Origin of the sequence: Pseudomonas sp. NFACC51 (assembly GCF_900103575.1) — a bacterium.
GTDB lineage: Bacteria > Pseudomonadota > Gammaproteobacteria > Pseudomonadales > Pseudomonadaceae > Aquipseudomonas > Aquipseudomonas fluorescens_Q.
The window spans coordinates 268,896-290,585 of sequence record NZ_FMXH01000003.1 but is presented as its reverse complement, the minus strand read 5'-3'; the positions used below and the strand labels follow the sequence as shown (position 1 = coordinate 290,585).

Below are 21,690 nucleotides of genomic sequence, written 5' to 3'. Positions count from 1 at the left end.
ATTCATGATTGGATTGAACACTGCAGCGGTCTACGTGCTGCAAACCCTCGGCAGCCTGTACCTGCTGATCGTGCTGCTGCGTTTCGTGCTGCAACTGGTGCGCGCGAACTTCTACAACCCGCTCTGCCAGTTCATCGTCAAGGCCACCCAGCCGCTGCTCAAGCCACTGCGCCGGATCATCCCAAGCGTGTTCGGCCTGGACATGTCCTCGCTGGTACTGGCGATCCTGGTGCAACTGGCGCTGATGGCCCTGACCCTGCTGCTGACCTACGGCACCACCGGCAACCCGTTGCAACTGCTGATCTGGTCGCTCATTGGCGTGACCGCGCTGTTCCTGAAGATTTTCTTCTTCGCCATGATCATCAGCGTGATCCTGTCGTGGGTCGCGCCGGGCAGCCATAACCCAGGTGCCGAACTGGTCAACCAGATCTGCGAACCGGCCCTGGCGCCGTTCCGTCGTATCGTGCCGAACCTTGGCGGCCTGGATATCTCGCCGATCCTGGCGTTCATGGTGCTCAAGCTGATCGACATGCTGGTGATCAACAACCTGGCGGCGATCACCATGATGCCGGAAATCCTGCGCCTGCTGATCTGACCCCAGTGAGCTACTTTCGCTGGGATGGCGACGACCTGATCCTGGAGTGTCACCTGCAACCGGCCGCCCGCAGCGATGATTTCGCCGGGCTGCACGGTGACCGCCTGAAGATCCGCCTCACCGCCCCGCCGGTCGAGGGCAAGGCCAACGCCTACCTGATGGCGTTCCTGGCCAAGGCGTTTGGCGTGTCCAAGAGCCAGGTCAGCCTGATCAGTGGCGAGTTGAACCGGCAGAAGCGGGTGCGGATTCATTCGCCGAAGAAGCTGCCGGAGTTGCCGGGCCTCGTCCGGCCCACCTGATGAATGACCAACCCTGTGGCGAGGGAGCTTGCTCCCGCTGGGCTGCGAAGCAGCCCCCAACCAGGCAACGCGCTATTACCTATGGTACGGGACATCGGCCTGATAGGGCCGCTTCGCGCCCCAGCGGGAGCAAGCTCCCTCGCCACAAGGAAACTCATCCGGCACAGGGTTTTCACTCAAGGAACAATCAGCGCCGCCCGTTGCTTGCCGCCTGCCACAGCGGTCTTTAGACTTACGCCTCATTTCAACGCGAGCAGGGTCGATGCCAGCTGCCTTTCCCCCCGATTCCGTTGGTCTGGTGACGCCGCAAATGGCGCATTTCAGCGAGCCCCTGGCCCTGGCCTGCGGCCGTTCGTTGCCAGCCTATGACCTGATCTACGAAACCTACGGCACCCTCAATGCCACGGCGAGCAATGCCGTGCTGATTTGCCACGCCTTGTCGGGGCATCACCACGCCGCCGGCTACCACAGCGTCGACGACCGCAAGCCCGGCTGGTGGGACAGCTGCATCGGCCCGGGCAAGCCCATCGATACCAGCAAGTTCTTCGTGGTCAGCCTGAATAACCTGGGCGGCTGCAACGGCTCCACCGGCCCCAGCAGCCTCAACCCGGACACCGGCAAACCTTTCGGTGCCGACTTCCCGGTGCTGACCGTGGAAGACTGGGTCCACAGCCAGGCACGCCTGGCCGACCGCCTCGGGATCGGCCAGTGGGCCGCCGTGATCGGCGGCAGCCTGGGGGGCATGCAAGCTTTGCAGTGGACCATCACCTACCCGGACCGCGTGCGCCACTGCCTGGCAATCGCCTCGGCGCCCAAGCTGTCGGCGCAGAACATCGCCTTCAACGAAGTGGCGCGCCAGGCGATCCTCACCGACCCCGAATTCCACGGCGGCTCGTTCCAGGAACACGGCGTGATCCCCAAGCGCGGGCTGATGCTGGCGCGGATGGTCGGGCACATCACCTACCTGTCCGACGACTCCATGGGCGAGAAATTCGGCCGTGGCCTCAAGAGCGAAAAGCTCAACTACGACTTCCACAGCGTCGAGTTCCAGGTCGAGAGCTACCTGCGTTATCAGGGTGAAGAGTTCTCCGGGCGTTTCGACGCCAACACCTACCTGTTGATGACCAAGGCACTGGACTACTTCGATCCGGCAGCGAACTTCGACGATAACCTGGCGAAAACCTTCGCCAATGCCACCGCCAAGTTCTGCGTGATGTCGTTCACCACCGACTGGCGCTTCTCCCCGGCGCGCTCGCGGGAGCTGGTGGACGCGCTGATGGCCGCGCGCAAGGACGTCTGCTACCTGGAAATCGACGCGCCCCAGGGTCACGACGCCTTTTTGATCCCGATCCCGCGCTACCTGCAGGCGTTCGGCAACTACATGAACCGTATAACGCTGTGAGGATGCCATGAGAGCCGATCTGGAAATCATCCAGGAATGGATCCCCGCCGGCAGCCGCGTGCTCGACCTGGGCTGCGGCAACGGCGAACTGCTGACCTGGCTGCGGGACAACAAGCAAGTCAGCGGCTACGGCCTGGAAAACGACCCGGACAACATTGCCGAGTGCGTCGCCAAGGGCATCAACGTGATCGAGCAGGACCTGGACAAGGGCCTGGGCAACTTTGCCAGCAATAGCTTCGACATCGTGGTCATGACCCAAGCCCTGCAAGCGGTGCACTACCCGGACAAGATCCTCGACGAAATGCTGCGGGTTGGGCGCCAGTGCATCATCACCTTTCCCAACTTCGGCCACTGGCGTTGCCGCTGGTACCTGGCGAGCAAGGGCCGCATGCCGGTCTCGGAGTTCCTGCCCTACACCTGGTACAACACGCCGAACATCCACTTCTGCACCTTCGAGGATTTCGAAGCGCTGTGCCGCGAGCGTGAAGCCAAGGTCATCGATCGCCTGGCCGTGGACCAGCAGCACCGCCACGGGTGGGCCAGCAAGCTATGGCCTAATCTGTTAGGTGAAATAGGCATCTATCGGGTCAGCAGCCCAGGCCTTACCGATTATCAGGTCGCGGTGTGAGCCCCGGCCTCACCAGGAGCACGACATGAACCGTCTAGCGTTGTTTCTCATCACCGCTTGCCTGAGCGTTGGCGCCATGGCCGCCGACGCTATCAAGGGCGAGCGCAAGGAAGTGTTCGGTGATATCACCGTGCACTACAACACCTTCAACTCCACCTTCCTGACGCCGGATATCGCCAAGGCTGCCGAGCTGATTCGCAGCAAGAACCAAGGCGTGATCAATGTCTCGGTGATCAAAAGCGGCAAGCCATTGATCGCCGACGTCAGCGGCACGGTGAAGGACCTGACCAGCAAGACAGTCCCCCTCTCCTTCCGCCAGATCACCGAACGAGGCGCGATCTATTACATCGCCCAGTATCCAGTGGACCAACAGGAAACCCGCACCTTCGAGATCAAGGTGAAAACCGGCGACAAGATCAACACCATCAACTTCAACCAGGAACTGTTCCCGGGCCAATGATCAATTTCACCCAACTCGTACTGGCCAGCCACAACGCCGGCAAACTCAAGGAACTGCAGGCCATGCTCGGCGGGGCGGTGCAGTTACGCTCGATTGGCGAGTTCAGCCAGGTGGAGCCGGAAGAGACCGGCCTGTCGTTCGTCGAGAACGCCATCCTCAAGGCCCGCAATGCCGCACGCATCTCGGGCCTGCCAGCGCTGGCCGACGATTCCGGGCTGGCCGTGGACTTCCTGGGCGGCGCGCCAGGCATTTACTCGGCCCGTTACGCTGACGGCAAAGGTGACGCGGCGAACAACGCCAAGCTGCTCGACGCCCTCAAGGACGTGCCCGAAGCCGAGCGCGGCGCGCAGTTCGTGTGTGTGCTGGCCCTGGTCCGCCATGCCGATGATCCGCTGCCGATCCTCTGCGAAGGCCTGTGGCACGGGCGCATTCTCACCGAAGCCAGCGGCGAGCACGGTTTTGGCTATGACCCGTTGTTCTGGGTGCCGGAGCGCAATTGCTCCAGCGCCGAACTGGGCCCGGTGGAAAAAAACCAGCTGAGCCACCGCGCCCGCGCCATGGCCCTGCTGCGTCAACGCCTGGGCCTGCAATGACCATTGATTCTCCCGCACCGCTGATTCACGGCGGTGCACAAACACCTCGGGTGCCACTGCCAGTGCTGCCGCCCCTGGCGTTGTACGTCCACATCCCGTGGTGCGTGCGCAAATGCCCGTATTGCGACTTCAACTCCCACACCGCCAGCCCGCAGTTGCCGGAAGAGGAATATGTCGACGCCTTGCTGGCCGACCTCGACCAGGATCTGCATGCGGCCCATGGTCGCCCGTTGAGCTCGATCTTTTTTGGTGGCGGCACCCCGAGCCTGTTCAGCGCCCAAGCCCTGGGGCGGTTGCTCAAGGGTGTCGAGGCGCGGATACCCTTCGCCCAGGACATTGAAATCACCCTGGAAGCCAACCCCGGCACCTTCGAGCAAGAAAAATTCGTCGCTTACCGGGCCTTGGGCATCAATCGCCTGTCCATCGGCATCCAGAGCTTCCAGCAGGCCAAGCTCGAGGCCCTGGGACGGATCCACAACGGTGACGAGGCGGTACGCGCCGCCGGCATGGCCCGTCGGGCCGGGTTCGATAACTTCAACCTGGACCTGATGCATGGCCTGCCCGAGCAGTCCCTCGACGACGCCCTGGGCGACCTGCGCCAAGCCATCGCCTTGAAGCCGACCCACCTGTCCTGGTACCAACTGACGCTGGAGCCGAACACGGTGTTCTGGAACCAGCCGCCGACCTTGCCCGAAGACGACACGCTGTGGGACATCCAGGAAGCCGGGCAAGCCCTGCTGGCCGAGCACGGCTACGCCCAATACGAAGTCTCGGCCTACGCCCAACCCGGTCGGGCGGCGCGGCATAACCTCAATTATTGGAGTTTCGGCGACTTCATCGGCATCGGTGCCGGTGCCCACGGCAAGCTCAGCCATCCGGACGGGCGCATCGTACGCACCTGGAAGACCCGCCTGCCCAAGGACTATCTCAACCCGGCCAAGCGCTTCCTGGCCGGGGAGAAAACCCTGACCAACGAAGAGCTGCCGTTCGAGTTCCTGATGAACGCCCTGCGCCTGACCGAAGGCGTTGACGCGCAACTATTTCCGCAGCGCACCGGCCTGCCCCTGCAAAGCCTGGCCGAAGGCCGGCGCGAGGCCGAACAAAGCGGGCTGTTGCAGGTCGAACCGACACGTCTGGCGGCCACCGAGCGCGGACAGCTGTTTCTCAACGACTTGCTGCAGACATTTTTGAGCTAATTACCCAAACAAGGAAATCGAATGGATCTGGTACTCGACCTGCTCGCCACCGTGTCCCGCTGGAGCCGCAGCAACCTGTCGGAAATCTCCCTGGCCTTGGTAGGCTGCCTGCTGGTGTTGTTTGGTGCCGACATCAAGGGCTGGGTCGAGCAACGCCTGGGCAGCATCGCCGGCGCCTTGCGCGTACCGTTGATCGCCCTGCTGTGCATGATCGGCAGCGGCGCGGCACTGATCTATGCCACGCCGTGGGTCGTCCGGGGCTTGAGCCAGTTCAACAACTACAGCCTGGCGCCGGTGTTGTTGGTGGTGCTGGTGTTGATTGGCGTGGTGGCGGATCGGCGCTGATCCCTCAGACACCACAAAACAACTGTGGGAGCGAGCTTGCTCGCGATGGGGCCATAACATCCAACATCAATGTTGGCTGCTATGCCGCCATCACGAGCAAGCTCGCTCCCACAGGAGATCCCATTTCAACAGGATCTTCGGGTTTTACGCCAACTTCTCGAACTTCAAATCCCAAACCCCATGCCCCAGCCGCTCGCCACGGCGCTCGAACTTGGTGATCGGCCGTTCAGCCGGGCGCGGGACGCACTTGCCGTCTTCGGCCAGGTTGCGATAGCCCGGCGCGACGTTCATCACTTCCAGCATGTATTCGGCGTAGGGTTCCCAGTCCGTGGCCATGTGCAGCACACCACCGACCTTCAACTTGCTGCGCACCAGCTCAGCGAACGACGCCTGGACGATACGGCGCTTGTGGTGACGGCTTTTGTGCCAAGGGTCCGGAAAGAACAGCATCAGTCGGTCGAGGCTGTTGTCGGCCACGCAGCGGTTGAGCACTTCGATGGCGTCGCAATCGTAGACCCGCAGGTTGGTCAGCCCTTGGGTCAGCACGCCGTTGAGCAGCGCACCGACACCGGGACGGTGGACTTCCACACCGATGAAATCCTGCTCCGGCGAAGCGGCGGCCATTTCCAGCAACGAATGCCCCATGCCGAAGCCGATTTCCAGCGAGCGCGGGGCCGAGCGGCCGAACACCTGGTCAAAATCCACCGGCGCATCGGCAAGCGGCAGGACAAACAGCGGCGCACCCTGCTCCAGGCCGCGCTGCTGGCCTTCAGTCATGCGCCCGGCGCGCATCACGAAACTCTTGATGCGGCGGTGCTGGCGCTCTTCGCCTTCTTCCGGCAGGACCGGCGTGTCGTTCGATTCAGTCATCAATGGCTCTTACTTGATCAGACCATCCAGCGGCGAGGAGGCGCTGGCGTAAAGTTTTTTCGGCATGCGGCCAGCCAGGTACGCCAGGCGACCGGCGACAATCGCGTGTTTCATCGCTTCGGCCATCAGGATCGGCTGCTGGGCGTGGGCGATGGCGGAATTCATCAACACCGCTTCGCAACCCAGCTCCATGGCGATCGTGGCGTCGGAGGCGGTACCGACACCGGCATCCACCAGCACCGGGATCTTGGCTTCTTCCAGGATGATCTGCAGGTTGTACGGGTTGCAGATCCCCAGGCCCGTGCCGATCAGGCCGGCCAGCGGCATGACCGCGATGCAGCCGATTTCCGCCAACTGGCGGGCGATGATCGGGTCATCGCTGGTGTAGACCATCACGTCGAAACCTTCCTTGACCAGGGTTTCGGCGGCCTTGAGGGTTTCGATCACGTTGGGGAACAGGGTTTTCTGGTCCGCCAGCACTTCCAGCTTCACCAGGTTGTGGCCGTCGAGCAGTTCACGGGCCAGGCGGCAGGTGCGCACGGCCTCGATGGCATCGAAGCAGCCGGCGGTGTTCGGCAGGATCGTGTAGCGATCCGGCGGCAGGATATCCAGCAGGTTCGGTTCGCCCGGATTCTGGCCGATGTTGGTCCGGCGCACGGCGACGGTCACGATTTCGGCGCCCGAGGCTTCGATGGCCAGGCGGGTTTCTTCCATGTCGCGGTATTTGCCGGTGCCTACCAGCAAGCGCGACTGGTAGGTACGACCGGCCAGGACGAAGGGCTTGTCGCTACGAACGATGCTCATGGGAAATCCTCTGTTGGGGTGAGGTTCTTGCGAAAGGCTGCGAAACCGAGGCGACTAGCCGCCGCCGATGGCGTGGACCACTTCGACGCTGTCGCCGTCGTTCAAGGTGGTTTCGGCGTGCTGGCTGCGCGGGACGATATCCAGATTGAGTTCCACCGCCACCCGACGCCCGGTGAGTTCCAGACGGGTCAGCAGGGCCGCAACGGTTTCACCGTCGGGCAGATCAAGGGGTTCACCGTTCAACTGAATGCGCATGCCGGATGCCGCCATCATTTTTAGGGGCTGGCATTCTAGCCCGATCAGTCTGGGGGACCCAAGCCATTCGTCATGAAATGGACCGCCCGGTCAGCCCAGCCGCCCGGCGGCAAGGCTCGGCTTTCAGGACGCACCTCAACCACCCATGTCGTAAACGGGGACTAACCCTGAAACAACTTCACGGTTCAAGCCGCGCCGTACCCCACCTATATTCTTTGCCTCCAAATGAATCTCACAAAAGGAAGAACCACGAGAGGCGCCTGTGGCCAGCACTCAGCATATTCCCGCCATCGACGGCTTGCGCGCATTTGCAGTCCTGAGCGTGATCATTTTCCACGCCGACTTTCTGAAGGCTTTGCCCGGTGGATTTACCGGCGTCGATATCTTCTTCGTCATCTCGGGCTACGTCATCAGCCAGTCGCTGTCCGCTCGCGCCAACCTGAGCTTCGTGGCCTATCTGGCGGATTTCTATCGCCGACGATTCCTGCGTATCGTGCCGGCCTTGCTATCAATGCTGCTGGCGTGCGGGATGCTCTCGGCGATGTTCGTGCCGCAAGCCTGGCTCAGCGCCCAGAATGACCGCACCAGGCTGGCCGCCTTCTTCGGCCTGAGCAACTTCGTGCTGGCGTGGAACACCGACACCTACTTCTCACCTTCCACTCAGCTTAACCCCTACACCCACACATGGACCCTGGCGGTAGAAGAGCAGTTCTACCTGGTTTTTCCCCTCATCCATTTCCTCTGGTTGCGCTACCGGGAGCGCAGCAAACTGGTCTGGACCTTGCTGCCTCTGCTGGCGCAGGTATCACTGGCCTATAGCGCCTTTGAGACACGGGACCACCCTCATGAAGCCTTCTATCTGCTGCCCAGTCGATTCTGGGAGTTGGCCGCAGGAGCGATCCTCTTCCAGATGATCGCAACAGGACGCCTCGCTCCAACATCGCCTTTCGTATCCCAGGTCGCCTTGCTCGGCGGACTCGCATTGGTGACCAGCGGATTGTTTCTCGCCGATGAAAGACAGTTCCCCTTCCCCTGGGCGCTCATCACGGTTTCGGGCACGCTGTTGATCATTGCAGCCGTGGCGCAGGAAACCGCGCCCTCATCGCGGCTGTTGCGATTGCTGCAATCGTCGCCCGCAACCTACATCGGCCGGCTGTCCTACTCCCTGTATCTCTGGCATTGGCCGGTTCTGGTGCTCCTGCGCTGGACCACCGGCCTGGAGCTGCTGGTCGTGCAATTGGCCTACCCGGTGATCGTCATGGCATTGGCTGCTGCCTCCTATCACTGGGTCGAGACCCCGCTGCGCACCGGCGATTCGATGTTCCAACGCCGCGCCTGGATCACCATTACCTCAGGGCTTTGCGCGCTCGCCCTGTCATGGTCAGGTGCGCGCTGGGTCAGCGAAAACCCCGAAGCCGTGTCACTGAGCCAGACCCGCGATGCCTATACCTGGTTCTCCAGGCGGCTACCGCAACGGCCGGCCAGCGAATCCATCAATGACTCGCCATTGCAGGGTCGCCAGTTGTTTGTTTTCGGTGATTCGCACGCAGCGGCCTATCGCACAATGCTGAGCCTCGCCTCACGACAACTCGGCATCAGGGTCGTGGAATACGAGCGCGGCGGCTGCCCGGTGGCCAGTCTTATCGCACCCGACCCACAGGGTGCCTGCGCCCCAGCCCGGGAAAAGGCCTTGCGCGACATCGAGGCGCGGGCCAAACCGGGTGATATCGTCTTTCTCGCCTCTTTACGCATGCCGGAGCTGGCAGGGCGCGAATGGGCACGGGGCGAGGAAACCGTGTTCAATGACGTGCTTGCTGAGCTCACGCCCGGGAAGATGGAGGAGGCTCGGATTTCTGCTGAAACGGTCCTGAGGCGCTTGATGGCTGCCGAGGTGCGGGTGCTGATCAATGCGCCCATGCCGCTGTTCAAAGCCCCGCCCTATCGCTGCTCGGACTGGTTCAACCGGATGAACCCGATCTGCACCCCCGGGTTCACCATCACGCGAGATCGACTTGATCAGCTACGGGCAGCTCAAATGGCGCTGCTCGACCGCTTGGCCCGTCAATATTCGATGCTACGCATCTGGGATCCGCTGCCGCTGCTGTGTCCAGGCCCGACTTGTTCGGCCTATCGCGACGACAAACCGATTTTTCGCGACGGTGATCACCTCAGCGGCCATGGCAATCGCCTCCTTGCGCCTTCTTTCATGAAAGCCCTGCTCAATGGCTGAAAGCGTGCAAATTGTCGGCACCGTTAACCGAGGCGCCAGGCGGCAAGACCCAGGCACAGCCAACCGATCAGGAACGCCACGCCGCCGAACGGTGTGATGATGCCCAGCTTGCTGATGCCCGTAAGCGTCAACAGGTACAGGCTGCCGGAGAACAACAGGATGCCCACCACAAAAGAGACCCCAGCCCAAGTGACGATGCGCCCGGGGATGTGCGTGGCCAGCAGCGCAACGCCCAGCAACGCCAGGGTATGCACCAGTTGATAGGTGACCCCGGTGTGGAAAATCGCCAGGTACTCGGCGCTCAGGCGGTTTTTCAGGCCGTGGGCGGCAAATGCTCCCAGTGCCACGCCCGTGAAGCCGAAAAAAGCAGCCAGCATCAGAAAGCTACGCAACATGAGAACTCCAATCAGACTCGGTGGGCAGGGTCTGTATAATGGCCCGCTCGACGGGTTCGGCCAAGCCATCTCTATGCTGCGTTTACTGTTTCGACGATTCGTTAAAGCCCTGCTCTGGTTCGCCGTCGGCAGTGTTGTGCTGGTGCTGTTGTTTCGCGTGGTGCCGCCACCGTTCACGGCGCTGATGATCGAGCGCAAGGTTGAATCCTGGTTCGGCGGCGAACCGATCGACCTGCAGCGCACCTGGCAGCCTTGGGACCAGATCTCCGATAGCCTGAAAGTGGCAGTGATTGCTGGCGAAGACCAGAAATTCCCCGAGCATTGGGGCTTCGACATCGGCGCGATCCAGGCGGCGTTCGCCCACAACGGCCGTGGCGGTTCGATTCGCGGCGCCAGCACCCTCAGCCAGCAAGTGTCCAAGAACCTGTTCCTGTGGTCGGGCCGCAGCTGGCTGCGCAAGGGGCTCGAGGCTTGGTTCACCGCACTGATCGAGGTGTTCTGGCCCAAGCAGCGGATCCTTGAGGTGTACCTCAACAGCGTCGAGTGGGATGACGGTGTGTTCGGGGCCGAAGCCGCAGCACGGCATCATTTTCGCGTCAGCGCCGACGCGCTGTCCCGGCAGCAGGCCAGCCTGTTGGCGGCGGTCTTGCCTAACCCGCGGAAATGGAGCGCCAGCCGGCCGAGCCCTTACGTGCTGCGCAGGGCGAGCTGGATTCGCCAGCAGATGAGCCAGTTGGGGGGCGACAGTTATTTGCTGGGGCTCAATGATTCGCGGCGAGCACCTTGGGCGCAGTAGCCCCGACGACTCGGTGTGTCAGGCAAATGCTTGGGGCTGCTACGCAGCCCAGCGGGAGCAAGCTCCCTCGCCACAAAGGCTCGCTCCAACAGAATTGGCAGTGAATTCAAACTATCAAGCCCGAACAAAAACGCCCCGATCATCGCTGATCGGGGCGTTTTTTAAGGGCATTGCCGCAGGTCAAGCCGCAATCGACACCTTGAGCTTGTTCATCGCGCTCTTCTCAAGCTGACGAATCCGCTCGGCCGACACGTTGTACTTCTGCGCCAGGTCGTGCAGCGTGGCTTTTTCCTCGGCCAGCCAGCGCTGGTAGAGGATGTCGCGGCTGCGCTCGTCCAGCACTTCCAGGGCTTCGTGCAGGTTGGTGTTGGAGTTGTCGCTCCAGTCGGCATCTTCCAGTTGACGTGCCGGGTCGTACCGGTGGTCTTCCAGGTAGTTGGCCGGCGATTGGAAAGCGCTGTCGTCGTCCGCTTCGGCGGCCGGGTCGAAGGCCATGTCATGGCCGGTCAGGCGGCTTTCCATCTCGCGCACTTCCCGCGGCTCTACGCCCAGGCTTTCAGCCACGCGGTGGACTTCTTCGTTGTTCAGCCAGGCCAGGCGCTTCTTCTGGCTGCGCAGGTTGAAGAACAGCTTACGCTGGGCCTTGGTGGTCGCGACTTTCACGATGCGCCAGTTGCGCAGGATGAACTCGTGGATTTCCGCCTTGATCCAGTGCACGGCAAACGACACCAGGCGCACGCCCATTTCCGGGTTGAAGCGCTTGACCGCCTTCATCAGGCCGACGTTGCCTTCCTGGATCAGGTCGGCCTGGGCCAGCCCGTAGCCGGAATAGCTGCGGGCGATATGTACGACAAAACGCAGGTGGGCGAGCACCATCTGCCGAGCCGCCTCAAGATCCTGCTCATAATAGAGACTCTCGGCCAGTTCACGCTCCTGCTCGGGGGTCAGCAAGGGGATGCTGTTCACCGTGTGCACATAGGCCTCCAGGTTCGCACCCGGGACCAGAGCATAAGCAGGTTGCAAAGAAGTGGTCATACGAAAAAACCTCCGACTCACATAACTCGTGCAGTTCAGCACTGCGAAAATTGACCGGGAACCGTAGGACAAGTTCCCACAAAAACCGAAAGGTCAATACGCGCAAAAAACTCTATTTTGGCGCAAGCTCACGCAAGTGGCGTGCGACCGCAATCCATGCACCGATATAACCCAACAGCACCGCGCCAAGCAAGAGCGATAGACCGTCGGCGACTGGCACTCCGGCCAGCGCAAAATCACTGCCGTACAAACCGGCCAGCCCCACAACCGCATCGTTCAGCCAGTCCAGGCCAAACGCCAATACGCCCCAGGATAGAATCCCGGCACCGAAGCCATACAGCGCCCCCATATAAAGGAAGGGCCTGCGTACATAACTGTCCGTACCGCCGACGAGTTTAATCACTTCTATCTCGGTGCGGCGGTTTTCAATATGAAGACGAATGGTATTGCCTATCACCAAAAGTAATGCAGAAACCAGCAGCACCGTCAGACCGAAGACAAACCGGTCGCCGAGCTTGAGGATCGCCGCAAGACGCTCGACCCAGACTAGATCAAGTTGCGCCTGTTGTACCTTCGGCAACTCGGAAAGTCTTTGTCTTAATGCTTCAAGGGTCGGCTTGTCGACCTCATTCGGCGTCACCAGCACCACGCCCGGTAGCGGATTCTCCGGCAGCTCCTTGAGGGCTTCGCCCAGGCCGGACTGCTGCTGGAACTCCTCAAGCGCCTGTTCGCGCCCGATGTATTCGGCATCGGCTACGCCCGGCATGGCCTTGATCTGCTCGCGCAGCGCCTGGCCTTCACCGGGGCTCGCGTCCATCTGCAGGTACAGGGAAATCTGCGCCGCGCGCTGCCAGGAACCGCCCAGGCGCTCGACATTGTTTAGCAATAATGACAGCCCCATGGGCAGACTCAGGGCAACCGCCATCACCATGCAGGTAAAGAAGCTGCCTATAGGCTGCTTGCCCAGGCGCCGCAGGCTGTCCAGCAGGCTGGCGCGATGACTTTCGATCCAGGCGCGCAGCAGCGTGGCGAAGTCCGGACCGTCGTCATCGTCGCGTTTTTTCTTTTGCGGCTGCGGATCGGAGGCCTTCGGGGCCACGCGTTCGGCCACTTTTGGGCTGCGAGTAGCACTCATACGCCAGCCTCCCCGTCACCGATCAATCGACCGCGTTGCAACGTGAGCATGCGGTGACGCATGCGCGCGATCAGCGCCAGGTCGTGACTGGCGATCAGCACACTGGTCCCCAGACGATTGATGTCTTCGAACACGCCCATGATCTCCGCCGCCAGGCGCGGGTCGAGGTTACCGGTGGGTTCGTCCGCCAGCAGCAAGGCCGGGCGGTGGACGATGGCGCGGGCGATGCCAACGCGCTGTTGCTGACCCGTGGACAGGTCGCCCGGGTACAAGTCGGTCTTGTCCGACAGGGCCACCCGCTCCAGGGCCGAATCCACGCGCTTGATGATCTCGGCCTTGGACAGGCCCAGGATCTGCAACGGCAACGCGACGTTGTTGAACACCGTGCGATCGAACAGCAACTGGTGATTCTGGAACACCACGCCGATCTGCCGCCGCAGGTAAGGGATCTGGGCATTGCTGATGGTGCTCAGGTCCTGGCCGGCCAGCAGCAGTTTGCCGGTGGAGGGCCGCTCCATCGCCAGCAGCAGGCGCAACAAGGTACTTTTACCGGCGCCAGAATGGCCGGTGACAAACAGAAACTCGCCCCGACGGACCCGAAAGCTCAGCTCATGCAAGCCGACGTGACCGTTCGGATAGCGTTTACCGACCTGTTCGAAACGAATCATGAATGCTCCCGCTCGGCAAACAGTGCCTGGACAAAGGGCTCGGCTTCAAAGGTGCGCAAATCGTCGATGCCTTCACCCACGCCGATGTAGCGAATGGGCAGGCCGAATTGCTTGGCCAGGGCGAAAATCACCCCGCCCTTGGCGGTGCCGTCGAGTTTGGTCAGGGCCAGCCCGGTCAGTTCGACGGTCTGGTTGAATTGCTTGGCCTGGTTGATGGCGTTCTGGCCGGTACCGGCGTCCAGCACCAGCAGCACTTCGTGGGGTGCGTCGGCGTCGAGCTTGCCGATCACCCGGCGCACCTTCTTCAATTCTTCCATCAGGTTGTCTTTGGTGTGCAGGCGACCGGCCGTGTCAGCAATCAACACATCGATGCCACGGGCCTTGGCGGCCTGCACGGCGTCGAAGATCACCGAAGCGGAGTCCGCGCCGGTGTGCTGGGCGATGACCGGGATCTTGTTACGTTCCCCCCACACTTGCAGCTGTTCGACGGCGGCGGCGCGGAAGGTGTCGCCGGCGGCCAGCATGACTTTCTTGCCTTCGAGCTGCAGCTTCTTCGCCAGCTTACCGATGGTAGTGGTCTTGCCAGCACCGTTGACACCGACGACCAGGATCACGAACGGCTTGTTCTGCGAGGCGATCACCAGCGGTTTTTCCACCGGCTTGAGCAGGCTGGTCAGCTCGCCCTGCAGGGACTTGTACAGTGCATCGGCGTCGGTCAGCTGCTTGCGCGCGACCTTCTGGGTCAGGCTCTGGATAATCACCGAGGTGGCCTCTACACCGACGTCGGCGGTCAGCAGGCGGGTCTCGATGTCTTCCAGTAATTCGTCATCAATGACTTTCTTGCCCAGGAACAGGCTGGCCATGCCTTCGCCGATGCTGGCGCTGGTCTTGGACAAGCCCTGCTTGAGGCGGGCGAAGAAACCGACCTTGTTTTCCTCGGTGCTACGGACGGGCTCGACGGGGGCGATGGTTTCCAACAGCGCAGGTGCCGACTCAGGTGCGGCTTGCGCAACCACGGGCGCAACGACGGCGACCGGCGGCTCAACGACAGCGTCGATGACTGGCGCCTCGACAACCTGCGTCGGCGCTGGAATCGGCGGGGTGACATGCGGCGCCGCTTCCTCGACCAGCGCGACCGGTTCTTCCGCCACCGGCAAGGTCAGCCAGGGGGTTTGCTCGGCGGGCGGGGTCAGCGGCTGCTCGGCCACCGGCTCGACAACGGGCTCAGGCTCGACCGGTTGCAGCACCGGCTCGGCAATCGGCAGGACGATGGGCGCGGTTTCTTCGGCCACTGCCTCGGCGGCGGATTCAGGCAGCGGTTGTGGCTGTTCGACGACGGTTTCCTGCGGCTTCTTGCGCAGCCATCCGAACAGGCCTTTTTTCTCGCCAGCCGCAGCTGGGGTCTTCTTGTCGTCGTTGGAACCAAACATGGAGGACGGCTATCTCACGGTAGCGACGCGCCACAAGGGCGCCTCGGTGATAAATATTCAATGCTGAACAGACTGCGTTTGATCCAGCTTGTTCACGCGCAACATTTTGTCGAAGCGTCCCAAGGACACCACAAAGTCGATTTTTTCGAAGGACTGGTACGGCATCATCGGCGAAAACGCCGGGATCAACGAGTAAACCCGACATTTCTCCGGGGAACCCAGACAACCCCGGACCGATAAAAGGCCCGATAGGCGTGGCCGCCAGTAAAACGGATCAGTATCCTAGCACCTCCTCGCCTGCTGAGGCTAAGGCCAAGCAGGCAACCCAACAGGTTTAAACACGAATGAATGCTCTTGCCCGCCGCGCCGCAGGCCTGCTGCTCAGCACAGTTTGTCTGCCCTTTTCAGCCTTGGCTGCCGATCCACAACCCACCCACGAATTTACCCTCGACAACGGCCTGAAAGTCGTCGTGCGCGAAGACCATCGTGCGCCGGTGGTGGTCTCCCAGGTCTGGTACAAAGTTGGCTCCAGCTACGAAACGCCAGGCCAGACCGGTTTGTCCCACGCCCTTGAGCACATGATGTTCAAGGGCAGCGAAAAAGTCGGTCCCGGCGAAGCGTCGCTGATCCTGCGCGACCTCGGTGCCGAAGAGAACGCCTTCACCAGCGATGACTTCACCGCCTATTACCAGGTACTGGCCCGCGACCGCCTGGGCGTGGCCTTCGAACTGGAAGCCGACCGCATGGCCAGCCTGCGCCTGCCGCCGGAGGAGTTCAGCCGCGAGATCGAAGTGATCAAGGAAGAACGCCGCATGCGCACCGACGACAAGCCCATGTCCAAGGCCTACGAGCGCTTCAAGGCCATGGCTTACCCGGCCAGCGGTTATCACACGCCGACCATCGGCTGGATGGCCGACCTGGACCGGATGACCGTCGGCGAGCTGCGCCACTGGTACGAATCCTGGTACGCCCCGAACAATGCGACCCTGGTGGTGGTCGGCGATGTGACGCCGGATGAGGTCAAGGCCCTGGCCCAGCGCTATTTCGGTCCGGTGGCCCGGCGTGACGTACCGACCGCAAAGATTCCCCTGGAGCTGGCCGAACCCGGCGAACGCCAGATCACCCTGCATGTACAGACCCAACTGCCGAGCCTGATGCTGGCCTTCAACGTCCCGAGCATCGCCACGGCGACCGACAAGCGTTCGGTCAATGCCCTGCGACTGATCTCCGCCTTGCTGGACGGCGGTTACAGCGGTCGGATCCCGACCCAGTTGGAGCGCGGCGAAGAACTGGTGTCCGGCGGCTCGTCGAACTACGACGCCTACACCCGTGGGGATTCGCTGTTCACCTTGTCGGCGGCGCCCAATACCCAGAAAAACAAAACCATGGCCCAGGCCGAGGCAGGGCTTTGGCGCTTGCTCGATCAACTGAAGACCACCGCCCCGACTGCCGAAGAGCTGGAACGCGTACGCGCCCAGGTCATCGCTGGCCTGGTGTATGAGCGCGACTCGATCACCAGCCAGGCCACCGCCATCGGCCAGCTGGAGACCGTCGGTTTGTCCTGGAAGCTGATGGACACCGAACTCGCTGAACTACAAAGCGTGACTCCGCAAGATATCCAGAAGGCAGCCCAGCTGTATTTCACCCGCTCGCGCCTGAGCGTTGCGCATGTCCTGCCCGAGGAGAAAGCTCATGAGTGAGCGCAAATCACGGCGCCCGGCATTGATCGGCCTGGCGCTCATCGTCCTGGCCGGCTCCCTGGCGTTCTATCTGTCGCCGACCACCGACGTCACCGCCAGCCAGGCATTGGATAACGCCAAGTCCGGCAACAAGCTGCAATCGTTGGCGGAACTGGACGGTAAAGCCCCCAGCCACCGCCAGCTCGACGTGCAAACCTGGAAAACCGCCGACGGCGCCAAGGTGCTGTTCGTCGAAGCCCGCGAATTGCCAATGTTCGACCTGCGCCTGACCTTCGCCGCCGGCAGCAGCCAGGACGGCGACGCCCCTGGCCTCGCGCTGCTGACCAACGCCATGCTCAACGAAGGCGTGGCCGGCAAGGACGTCAGCGCCATTGCCCAAGGTTTCGAAAGCCTCGGTGCAGACTTCGGCAACGGCGCCTACCGCGACATGGCCGTGGCGTCCCTGCGCAGCCTCAGCGCAGCCGACAAGCGTGAGCCGGCGTTGAAGCTGTTCGCCGAAGTCGTCGGCAAACCGACCTTTCCTGCCGACTCCTTCGCCCGCATCAAGAACCAGATGCTCGCCGGTTTCGAGTACCAGAAACAGAACCCCGGCAAACTGGCGGGCCTGGAACTGATGAAGCGCCTGTATGGCGATCACCCCTACGCCCATTCCAGCGACGGCACCGCGCAAAGCATCCCAGCGATCACCCTGGCCCAGGCCCGGGCATTCCACGCCAAGGCCTACACCGCCGGCAACGCGGTGATCGCGCTGGTGGGGGATTTGTCCCGCGCCGAGGCCGAAGCGGTCGCCAGCCAGGTGTCCGCTGCGTTGCCCAAGGGCCCGGCCCTGGCGAAAACCCCGGCGCCGGTAGAGCCGAAAGCAAGCGTCCAGCACATCGAGTTCCCATCCAAGCAGACCAACCTGATGCTCGCGCAACTGGGCATCGACCGGGACGACCCGGACTTTGCCGCCGTCTCCCTGGGTAACCAGATTCTTGGCGGCGGTGGTTTCGGTACCCGACTGATGACCGAGGTGCGGGAAAAACGTGGCCTGACCTACGGCGTGTATTCCGGCTTTACGCCGATGCAGGCCCGGGGCCCGTTCATGATCAACCTGCAGACCCGCGCCGAGATGAGCGAAGGCACCTTGAAACTGGTGCAGGACGTGTTCGCCGACTACCTCAAGAACGGTCCCACCCAGAAAGAACTCGACGACGCCAAGCGTGAGTTGGCCGGCAGTTTCCCGCTGTCCACTGCCAGCAACTCCGATATCGTCGGCCAGCTTGGCGCCATGGGCTTCTATGACTTGCCGCTGAGCTACCTGGAGGACTTCATGCGTCAGTCCCAGGAACTGACGGTCGATCAGGTCAAGGCCGCGCTGAACAAGCACCTGAGCACCGACAAAATGGTCATCGTCACCGCCGGCCCGAGCGTGCCGCAAAAGCCGCTGCCGCCCCCCACTGACAAACCTGCCGAGCAGCCGCTCGGAGTTCCGGAGCACTAATGGCCCGCCCATCGAATTCCAGCAAGAAACCCGTGCATAACGGTGTGAACCAGTTGCGTATCATCGGCGGCGAATGGCGCAGCCGGCGCTTGAGCTTCCCGGACGCCCCGGGCCTGCGCCCCACGCCGGACCGCGTGCGCGAAACCCTGTTCAACTGGCTCGCACCCTACGTGGCGGGTGCCCGGGTGCTCGACCCGTTCGCCGGCAGCGGCGCGCTGTTTCTCGAGGCCCTGTCCCGTGGCGCCGCCATGGGCCAGGCGCTGGACGCCAGCAACCTGGCTGTCTCCAGCCTGAAAGAACATTTGGGCACCCTGCGCTGCACCGTCGGCCAGGTGCAGACCGCCGACGCCCTGCGCTACCTGGACAGCCAACCGGCAACGCCTTTCGACCTGGTGTTCCTCGACCCACCTTTCAACCAAAACCTGTTGCCGACGGTCTGCACCTTGCTCGAGGAACGTCAGTGGTTGGCCGAGGATGCCTGGGTCTACACTGAAAGCGAGACCGCCCCGTCCACCTTGGGCTTGCCGGGCAATTGGCGCTTGCATCGCGAGCAGAAATCCGGACGGGTGTATTACGCGTTGTGGCAGCGTTTGGCAAAGGACATTGACTGAACGGCTGACCAGTGCATCGAGAACAATAATGATGTCCGCCGCATCTGAGCGTTTCGTCCCCGCCCCGGGCCTTGGCAACCCACACCTGCAGACTTTGTGGGGTCCGCTATGGCGCAAGACCACACACATCGAGCGCCAACGCGAGCGCCTGTGGCTGGAAGACGGTGATTTCCTCGACCTTGACTGGCACGGCCCCCACAGCGCCGAGGCACCACTGGTGCTGGTGCTTCACGGGCTGACCGGCTCTTCCAACTCACCTTACGTGGCCGGACTGCAACAGGCTCTCGGTCGCCAGGGTTGGGCCAGTGCGGCCTTGAACTGGCGTGGCTGCTCGGGTGAGCCGAACCTGCTGCCCCGCAGCTATCACTCGGGCGTCAGCGAAGACCTCGCCGCCGCCATCACCCATTTGCGCGCCCGCCGCCCCCTGGCACCGCTGTTTGCGGTGGGTTATTCACTGGGCGGCAATGTGCTGCTCAAGCATCTGGGGGAAACCGGCCGCGACAGCCAGTTGCAAGGGGCGGTGGCGGTCTCGGTGCCGTTTCGCCTCGACCAGTGTGCCGATCGCATCGGCCAAGGATTCTCCAGGTTCTACCAGGCGCATTTCATGCGCCAGCTCGTGGCCTATGTACGCAACAAGCAACGTCAGTTCCAGCACGACGGACGCCACGAAGGCTTGGCGACCCTGGCAGCGCTTGGCCCGTTGGAAAACATGCGCACCTTCTGGGACTTTGACGGCCGGGTGACGGCGCCACTGCACGGGTTCTCCGATGCCGCGGATTACTACCGCCGTGCCTCCAGCCGTTATTTCATGGCGGGCATCTGCACGCCGACCCTGGTCATCCAGGCCGCCGACGATCCTTTTGTGTTCCCTCACAGCCTGCCAGAACCGGACGAATTATCCGCCTCGACCCGGATTGAACTGCACGCCCGGGGCGGGCATGTGGGGTTTGTCGACGGAACCCTGCGGCGCCCGGGGTATTACCTGGAGCGGCGGATTCCGACATGGCTGGCCCATCTGGGTCGGGGCTGAACCGTGGCTTGGTTTTCTGTGGCGAGGGAGCTTGCTCCCGCTGGGCTGCGAAGCGGCCCCCTCAGGTGAGTGCTGCGCACTCAAGCGGGAGCAAGCTCCCTCGCCACACAAAAGCGCCCTGGCCAATCACATCACTCGCCCTTCGCCACGCCCCGCCGGGGATCATTGATCCACTCGCTCCACGAGCCCGCGTACAACCGCCCCAAGGGATACCCGGCCAGGCACAAGGCAAACAGGTTATGACACGCCGTCACGCCGGAGCCGCAATAGGCCACCAGGTCGGTGGGCGAGCGCTCGCCCAGTTTTTCGGCGAAGCGCTGCTTGAGCTGGTCGGCCGGCAGGAAGCGCCCATCGGCGCCCAGGTTATCGGTAAACGCCGCGCACTGGGCGCCCGGGATATGCCCGGCTATCGGGTCGATGGGCTCGACTTCACCTTTGAATCGCGGCAACGCCCGGGCATCCAGCAGGGTCATGTCCGGTTGGCCGAGGCGTTGTTGCAGCGCTTGGGCGCTGAGCACCAAGCTCGCGTCCGGTGCCCCGCTGAAGTTCCCGCGACTGTTCTGCGGCGGATCCAGGCTCAAGGGCAAGCCGGCGGCATGCCAGGCTTTGAGCCCGCCGTCGAGGATGTACACGCCATCGCGCTTGCCCAGCCAGGCCAGCAACCACCAGCCCCGCGCGGCATAGGCACCGGGACCGTCGTCGTACAGCACGACATCACTGTCGTTATCGATTCCCCAGGCCTTGAGGCGCTCGATCAAGGCCCCCGGCTCCGGCAGCGGATGACGCCCGGTCACGCCTTTGGTCACCGCCCCGCTCAGGTCGCGTTCAAGGTCTGCGAACGACGCACCGGCGATGTGGCCTTCGGCATAACTGCGCTGGCCATAATCCGGGTCTTCCAGGGCAAAACGGCAATCGAGGATGACCAGCCCCGGCTGTGATCGCCGCTCTTCGAGGGCTTGAGGGCTGATGAGTTGCGCAATGGGCATGGTGAACTCCTGTGGCTAAGTCGGGGGTCGGTCCTACTGCCCTTCCTCCAGGGTCTGGGCCAGGGGGACGTAATACTCTTTGAACAGCGCATCCACCTCTTCGCGGGCCTGATCGGTCACGAACCCGGCCTCCAACACCAGTACCTGGTACACGCCACGCTTGATGGCCTGCTCGCTCAGGTGGCTGAAGTTTTCCCGCGTGGTGCACAGGAACCGCACCCAGGACGTGAGGATGATCCAGGCATTGAGGGTCAGGGACTCGATCTGCACCCGGTCCATCTTCAGGATGCCGGCGGCAACGAAACCTTCATAAATAGCGGTGCCGTGGATCAGGCTGCGCTGGGAAAACCGTCGATAGCGCGCCGCCAGGTCCGGATCGCTGTCAAGCAGATGTTCCAGGTCCCGGTGCAGAAAACGGTAGCGCCACATGGCCGCCAGCAGCTCCTGCAAATAGAAGCGCTTGTCCTCCACCGTGGCCGCACGGCCCTGGGGCGGGCGCAGGAAGCTGTCCACCAGGTTCTCGTATTCACTGAACAGCACGGCGATGATCGCCTGCTTGTTGGGGAAGTGGTAATAGAGGTTGCCTGGGGACATGTCCATGTGGGCGGCAATGTGGTTGGTGCTGACGCTGCGCTCGCCTTGCTGGTTGAACAGCTCGAGGCTGTTTTGCACGATGCGCTCGCTGGTTTTCATTCGTGGGGCCATGGTTTGGGCTTTAATTCGACGAAGGCATTGATCGGCATC

General features: G+C 62.5%; 24 protein-coding genes. 14 read left to right on the top strand and 10 right to left on the bottom strand.

The window, feature by feature from the left end:
• Positions 1 to 4: 4 nt before the first annotated feature.
• The 8 genes from BLT00_RS08260 (at position 5) to BLT00_RS08225 (ending at position 5,518) form a co-directional block, all read left to right on the top strand.
• A complete protein-coding gene (locus BLT00_RS08260) occupies positions 5 to 595 on the top strand; it encodes a YggT family protein (protein ID WP_063323962.1) in 591 nt (196 codons plus the stop codon).
• A gap of 5 nt (positions 596 to 600) precedes the next feature.
• Positions 601 to 894: a DUF167 domain-containing protein gene (locus tag BLT00_RS08255; RefSeq protein ID WP_092150072.1), complete on the top strand. Its 294-nt coding sequence runs from the start codon at positions 601 to 603 to the stop codon at positions 892 to 894.
• 262 nt (positions 895 to 1,156) lie between these two features.
• The gene (locus tag BLT00_RS08250; protein ID WP_063323960.1) at positions 1,157 to 2,296 is read left to right on the top strand and encodes a homoserine O-succinyltransferase MetX; all 1,140 of its coding nucleotides are present in this window, start codon (positions 1,157 to 1,159) and stop codon (positions 2,294 to 2,296) included.
• 7 nt (positions 2,297 to 2,303) lie between these two features.
• Positions 2,304 to 2,924, top strand: a complete 621-nt coding sequence (gene metW, locus BLT00_RS08245; RefSeq protein ID WP_003206492.1) for a methionine biosynthesis protein MetW — start codon at positions 2,304 to 2,306, stop codon at positions 2,922 to 2,924.
• Positions 2,925 to 2,949: 25 nt separating this feature from the next.
• Complete coding sequence (locus BLT00_RS08240) at positions 2,950 to 3,384, top strand: DUF4426 domain-containing protein (RefSeq protein WP_092150069.1); 435 nt, start codon at positions 2,950 to 2,952, stop codon at positions 3,382 to 3,384.
• Positions 3,381 to 3,977: an RdgB/HAM1 family non-canonical purine NTP pyrophosphatase gene (gene rdgB / locus BLT00_RS08235; RefSeq protein ID WP_092150066.1), complete on the top strand. Its 597-nt coding sequence runs from the start codon at positions 3,381 to 3,383 to the stop codon at positions 3,975 to 3,977. Before BLT00_RS08240 ends, rdgB begins: the two co-directional genes overlap by 4 nt.
• Positions 3,974 to 5,173, top strand: a complete 1,200-nt coding sequence (hemW, locus tag BLT00_RS08230; RefSeq protein ID WP_092150063.1) for a radical SAM family heme chaperone HemW — start codon at positions 3,974 to 3,976, stop codon at positions 5,171 to 5,173. Before rdgB ends, hemW begins: the two co-directional genes overlap by 4 nt.
• A 21-nt stretch (positions 5,174 to 5,194) precedes the next feature.
• Positions 5,195 to 5,518 (top strand): DUF3392 domain-containing protein, encoded by a 324-nt coding sequence (locus tag BLT00_RS08225; RefSeq protein ID WP_003177482.1) that lies wholly within the window; start codon positions 5,195 to 5,197, stop codon positions 5,516 to 5,518.
• Positions 5,519 to 5,662: 144 nt separating this feature from the next.
• On the opposite strand, the gene trmB is transcribed toward BLT00_RS08225, so the two are convergent.
• The 3 genes from trmB to thiS are packed head-to-tail and all read right to left on the bottom strand — an operon-like array spanning position 5,663 to position 7,447.
• Positions 5,663 to 6,388, bottom strand: a complete 726-nt coding sequence (gene trmB, locus BLT00_RS08220) for a tRNA (guanosine(46)-N7)-methyltransferase TrmB (protein ID WP_018609495.1) — start codon at positions 6,386 to 6,388, stop codon at positions 5,663 to 5,665.
• Positions 6,389 to 6,397: 9 nt separating this feature from the next.
• The gene (locus BLT00_RS08215; RefSeq protein ID WP_003177480.1) at positions 6,398 to 7,192 is read right to left on the bottom strand and encodes a thiazole synthase; all 795 of its coding nucleotides are present in this window, start codon (positions 7,190 to 7,192) and stop codon (positions 6,398 to 6,400) included.
• Between the two features lie 54 nt (positions 7,193 to 7,246).
• The gene (gene thiS, locus BLT00_RS08210) at positions 7,247 to 7,447 is read right to left on the bottom strand and encodes a sulfur carrier protein ThiS (protein WP_018609493.1); all 201 of its coding nucleotides are present in this window, start codon (positions 7,445 to 7,447) and stop codon (positions 7,247 to 7,249) included.
• Between the two features lie 262 nt (positions 7,448 to 7,709).
• On the opposite strand from thiS, the gene BLT00_RS08205 reads away from it, so the two are divergent.
• Positions 7,710 to 9,677, top strand: coding sequence for an acyltransferase family protein (locus BLT00_RS08205; RefSeq protein ID WP_092150060.1), 1,968 nt, complete (start codon positions 7,710 to 7,712; stop codon positions 9,675 to 9,677).
• Positions 9,678 to 9,700: 23 nt separating this feature from the next.
• Here the strand turns inward: BLT00_RS08205 and BLT00_RS08200 are convergent, their stop codons facing one another.
• On the bottom strand, positions 9,701 to 10,072 hold the full coding sequence (locus BLT00_RS08200; protein ID WP_092150057.1) for a DUF423 domain-containing protein: 372 nt from the start codon (positions 10,070 to 10,072) through the stop codon (positions 9,701 to 9,703).
• Between the two features lie 73 nt (positions 10,073 to 10,145).
• On the opposite strand from BLT00_RS08200, the gene mtgA reads away from it, so the two are divergent.
• Complete coding sequence (mtgA, locus tag BLT00_RS08195) at positions 10,146 to 10,868, top strand: monofunctional biosynthetic peptidoglycan transglycosylase (RefSeq protein ID WP_063323956.1); 723 nt, start codon at positions 10,146 to 10,148, stop codon at positions 10,866 to 10,868.
• Between the two features lie 180 nt (positions 10,869 to 11,048).
• Here the strand turns inward: mtgA and rpoH are convergent, their stop codons facing one another.
• From rpoH to ftsY, 4 genes are all read right to left on the bottom strand, one after another.
• A complete protein-coding gene (gene rpoH / locus BLT00_RS08190; protein WP_003177476.1) occupies positions 11,049 to 11,903 on the bottom strand; it encodes an RNA polymerase sigma factor RpoH in 855 nt (284 codons plus the stop codon).
• A gap of 112 nt (positions 11,904 to 12,015) precedes the next feature.
• Positions 12,016 to 13,038 (bottom strand): permease-like cell division protein FtsX, encoded by a 1,023-nt coding sequence (gene ftsX / locus BLT00_RS08185; protein ID WP_063323955.1) that lies wholly within the window; start codon positions 13,036 to 13,038, stop codon positions 12,016 to 12,018.
• Positions 13,035 to 13,706, bottom strand: coding sequence for a cell division ATP-binding protein FtsE (ftsE, locus tag BLT00_RS08180; RefSeq protein WP_003177474.1), 672 nt, complete (start codon positions 13,704 to 13,706; stop codon positions 13,035 to 13,037). Before ftsE ends, ftsX begins: the two co-directional genes overlap by 4 nt.
• On the bottom strand, positions 13,703 to 15,136 hold the full coding sequence (ftsY, locus tag BLT00_RS08175) for a signal recognition particle-docking protein FtsY (RefSeq protein WP_092150054.1): 1,434 nt from the start codon (positions 15,134 to 15,136) through the stop codon (positions 13,703 to 13,705). Before ftsY ends, ftsE begins: the two co-directional genes overlap by 4 nt.
• Positions 15,137 to 15,480: 344 nt before the next feature.
• Between ftsY and BLT00_RS08170 the strand changes: the two genes are divergently transcribed.
• From BLT00_RS08170 to BLT00_RS08155, 4 genes are read left to right on the top strand one after another with little or no spacing between them, the layout of a single operon-like run.
• Positions 15,481 to 16,836 carry a M16 family metallopeptidase gene (locus BLT00_RS08170; protein WP_072346190.1) on the top strand — a complete coding sequence of 452 codons (1,356 nt, stop codon included), beginning with the start codon at positions 15,481 to 15,483 and terminating at the stop codon, positions 16,834 to 16,836.
• Positions 16,829 to 18,319 carry a M16 family metallopeptidase gene (locus BLT00_RS08165; protein ID WP_092150051.1) on the top strand — a complete coding sequence of 497 codons (1,491 nt, stop codon included), beginning with the start codon at positions 16,829 to 16,831 and terminating at the stop codon, positions 18,317 to 18,319. Before BLT00_RS08170 ends, BLT00_RS08165 begins: the two co-directional genes overlap by 8 nt.
• Entirely contained in the window at positions 18,319 to 18,930 is a 612-nt protein-coding gene (rsmD, locus tag BLT00_RS08160; RefSeq protein WP_092150048.1) for a 16S rRNA (guanine(966)-N(2))-methyltransferase RsmD, read from the top strand. The genes BLT00_RS08165 and rsmD overlap by 1 nt, the downstream gene beginning before the upstream one ends.
• A gap of 31 nt (positions 18,931 to 18,961) precedes the next feature.
• Complete coding sequence (locus BLT00_RS08155) at positions 18,962 to 19,960, top strand: hydrolase (RefSeq protein WP_092150090.1); 999 nt, start codon at positions 18,962 to 18,964, stop codon at positions 19,958 to 19,960.
• A gap of 131 nt (positions 19,961 to 20,091) precedes the next feature.
• On the opposite strand, the gene BLT00_RS08150 is transcribed toward BLT00_RS08155, so the two are convergent.
• Together BLT00_RS08150 and BLT00_RS08145 are read right to left on the bottom strand one after the other, a co-directional pair.
• Positions 20,092 to 20,946, bottom strand: coding sequence for a sulfurtransferase (locus BLT00_RS08150; protein ID WP_092150045.1), 855 nt, complete (start codon positions 20,944 to 20,946; stop codon positions 20,092 to 20,094).
• 33 nt (positions 20,947 to 20,979) lie between these two features.
• Entirely contained in the window at positions 20,980 to 21,651 is a 672-nt protein-coding gene (locus BLT00_RS08145) for a TetR/AcrR family transcriptional regulator (protein WP_003206524.1), read from the bottom strand.
• Between the last annotated feature and the right edge of the window lie 39 nt (positions 21,652 to 21,690).